The organism is Gordonia sp. 852002-50816_SCH5313054-c (assembly GCF_001665925.1).
In the GTDB taxonomy this organism is placed as follows: domain Bacteria; phylum Actinomycetota; class Actinomycetes; order Mycobacteriales; family Mycobacteriaceae; genus Gordonia; species Gordonia jacobaea.
The window spans coordinates 1-3268 of record NZ_LZTE01000018.1 but is presented as its reverse complement, the minus strand read 5'-3'; the positions used below and the strand labels follow the sequence as shown (position 1 = coordinate 3268).

Annotated in this window: 3 protein-coding genes; 1 reads left to right on the top strand and 2 read right to left on the bottom strand. The window is 65.2% G+C overall.

Features of this window, described 5'->3' with window-relative positions:
• Positions 1-290: 290 nt before the first annotated feature.
• Positions 291-1154, bottom strand: a complete 864-nt coding sequence (locus tag A5788_RS01175) for a universal stress protein (RefSeq protein ID WP_049697961.1) — start codon at positions 1152-1154, stop codon at positions 291-293.
• A gap of 309 nt (positions 1155-1463) precedes the next feature.
• On the opposite strand from A5788_RS01175, the gene A5788_RS24185 reads away from it, so the two are divergent.
• Positions 1464-1724 carry a hypothetical protein gene (locus A5788_RS24185; protein ID WP_049697960.1) on the top strand — a complete coding sequence of 87 codons (261 nt, stop codon included), beginning with the start codon at positions 1464-1466 and terminating at the stop codon, positions 1722-1724.
• Between the two features lie 152 nt (positions 1725-1876).
• Here the strand turns inward: A5788_RS24185 and A5788_RS23385 are convergent.
• The coding region (locus A5788_RS23385) for an HNH endonuclease signature motif containing protein (RefSeq protein ID WP_082943099.1) at positions 1877-3268 on the bottom strand (1392 nt) is incomplete at its 5' end.

Sequence of the window (3268 nt, the reverse complement as noted above, 5' to 3'; positions counted from 1 at the left end):
CTTCGTGTGGACGAAACCGGTCGAGGAGATTCTCAAGAAAGCTCAACCGAAAACCAACTAACGAAACGCGACACTAGCCCACAGCTGATCGAGCTAGCCCACAGCTGATCGAGCCGCCCACCGCTGATCGAGATGCCCACCGCTGATCGAGCTTGTCGAGATCACTCACCCGAGCCCGCCCACCTGCCGGACCTAAATGTGTGTCCTATCGATAGATGTGGGTGCTGCAGCACCCAACTCCTTCGATTGGACACACATTTAGGGTGCGGCTCTCCGGTGGCCCAGCCCGGTCAGCTCCGGACGACCATCACGGGAGCGTTGGCTTCCCGCAGCACCTTCTGGCTCGTCGATCCCAGGAGCAGGCCGGTGAAGCCTCCGCGACCACGGCTGCCGACCACGATCAGCGACGCCTTGTCGCCTGCGGCGTCGAGCACGGCCTTGGCCGGGTCCTCGGGGATGACCTTCCGCTCGATCGTGACGTCGGGGAAGTCGGAGGCGAAGCCCGCGAGCCGCTCGGCGAGTGCCTCGACGGCGTCCTGCGACATACGGGTGACCTCGTCGGGATCGATTCCGTAACCATGCAGTGCGTCGACGTCGAGCGGGGTCCAGGTGTGCACCGCGACGAGCGACACATTGCGCAGTGACGCCTGCCGGAATGCCTCCTTGATGGCGGCCTCGCTCACGGGCGAGTCGTCGATGCCGACGACTACAGGTCCGTCGGTATTGCCCTCGCCGTCGATCACGACGACGCGGCCATGATGGTGTGCGGCAACCGTGATGCTCACGGAACCGAGGAAGAGTCCCTTCACGCTGCCGAGCTTGCGTGTTCCGACGACGATCAGAGCAGCGTCCTTGCCGAGCTCGAGCAGCACGCGCGCAGCGTCACCGTCGACGATCGACGTATGGATGGTGATGTCGGGCGCAACTTCCTTGGCTGCGGCAGCAGCGCTCTGCACCGCATCGGTGGCGTCCTGCCGGATCGCATCGATCACGTCCTGCGGGATGATGAGCCCAGGCGCGTAGTCGCTCGTGCTCGCGTCGTAGACCCCGACCAGCTTGAGGTCGAGGTGCTCGAGTTCTGCTTCCTTGGCTGCCCAACGGACTGCTGCCGTTGCCGCTTCAGAACCGTCGACGCCGACGAGAATCGCATTCATCTGTTTTCCAACTCCTCACAACTGTCTGCTCAGTAACCCTCACCATCCATCGTGCCCGCCGACGGTTGCGAGGGCAATGGAACAAGGTCCCGAAGGTGCAGGCAGCGACTGCTGCAATGACCGACGGATGTACGGTGGATGAACCGCCGCCTACATCCCGAACAGCCGCACCTTTCACCCGAACCGATTGGTGGTGACCCAAAAATGACTGGGCCGCAAGATAATTCGCACAGCGATCACACCGGTCGCACCGATGGCGAAGCAACCGGCAGCCCGTCACCGTCTGAGCCGAGCGAGTTCCGTCGCGCGATGACGTCGGTCGTGATCACGGTGTTCTTCACGGTCGCCATCGTGCTGGTCGCGGCCGCGTCATCTGGCGGCCTGCAGACGCTCCTGCTCATCGTCGCCCCGATCGTCGTACTGATCGCAGCGCTCACGACAGCGGTACGCACGTACCGGGTCTGGCGCGCAGGCGGCCGCTGGCAGATCTGGCAGGGCGCAATGTGGTTCGAGTTCGCCTTCTTCGTCATCGTGCTGTTCAGCACGGCACCGCTGCTGCTCGTGGATTGACACTCACCCACCACTCGGCACGACCCCTACCCCGCCACCGGAGTGGTGGCGGGGTGCAGATAGGTTGCGGCACAACCTGATTCGACGCTGCGCTCGATTCGTCGGGCGGGCACGCCGGCCGGGTTGGCGCGTCGTACTGGTCGCCGCGGTGGTCAGGCGGCGTCTGCCAGCGGTGGGCCGAGGCTGTCTGGCGGGTCGACGCCGTGGGGTGCGAGGGGGTCGCCCGGTGGAGCTGGACCTGTTGGCGCGCCCGGGATTGTGGGCGGGTTGGGGTCTGTGGGCGGCTCGGGGTCGAGTTCGAGTGGCCTGGTTAGGTTCCATCGGATGTCGACCCGCCTGCCGAGAGGCCGAGTATCAGCGGAAGGCATCCCATCCGCCAGCGCGAGTTCGACGCCGGTGAGCGTCTGACATGCCACCTGCCTGCTCGGCGGGTCCGGCACTGAGGACGGCGACACCATCCAGGCACCCACTGCGTCCGCGACCACCATCTGGCCGCTGGCCGCGTCCGCGACGATCTCGGTACCCGCTGTGCTGGCTATGTCCGTGACGTTCTCGGCGTCGGCTGTACCCGAGCCTCGCGCGCCGATCTCGGTAACCGTCGCGTCTGTACGTGACCCGGTGGCGCGTGCAGCCGCTGCAGCGTCGGTGTTGGTGTGTTCGGCGGCGAGGTAGTCGCGGAAGTCGGCTTTGACGTCCGCGATGCGGTTGATGCGTTCGGGATTCTCCGGCATGCCGGGCTTGGCGTTGAGCCGCCACGCGACACGTCCGGTGTCGGGTCCTTCGGTGACCATGCGGGTCGTGAACTGGCCGGGTTTCGGGCCGACCCGGCGATTGTGCACATCGCAGGCGGGCACCAACTGGTCGATGTCGGTCAAGCCACCGTCGGCCCAGTCTTTGGCGGCGTGATGCATCTGCACCCGTGAAGCGGGTTGATTACAACCCGGTGCCGAGCACATCTTCCCGCCGGGTGAGGCGAATGAGGCGAGCCGTTGCCCCAGTGACGCGATCCGCTTCGACCGACCCAAATACAGCGGGATGCTGGTGTGGTCACCGAACACCGCCAAATACTGACTGGCACCGGCGGAGGCGGCCATGTTGATGACGTCGTGGATGGGCAGGAGTGTTCCGGACGTGGTTTGCGCGATCCCCGCCTGTGCTTCGAGTTCCTGCAGGCTGGTGGTGACGATCACCTGGATCGGCAAACCGCGATGAGTGGTGCCCAACATCCCGGATTCCAACACCTGACCCAACAGTGCCGAGAAGGCGTCGTGGTTGCGTTGCGCAGGCGAGCGTTCATCACGTAGCGCCGCGGCCGCGACCTGTTCAGCATTCGCGGTCGTGATCGGCCCGACCGGCGACTCCGGGTCATCCGGATTGTTCATGCCGGGTTTGGCCCACGCGTCCAACACGGTGTCCAGCCGGGCGCGGGCGATCGGATCCAAATCGGCGGTCAACCGTGACATGAGTTGCGCGTTCTGCCGGTTCACCCACAGGCGGCGTCGACGTTTACGGTCCTTCGAGGTGGTCAGCGTGCCATCCGGATC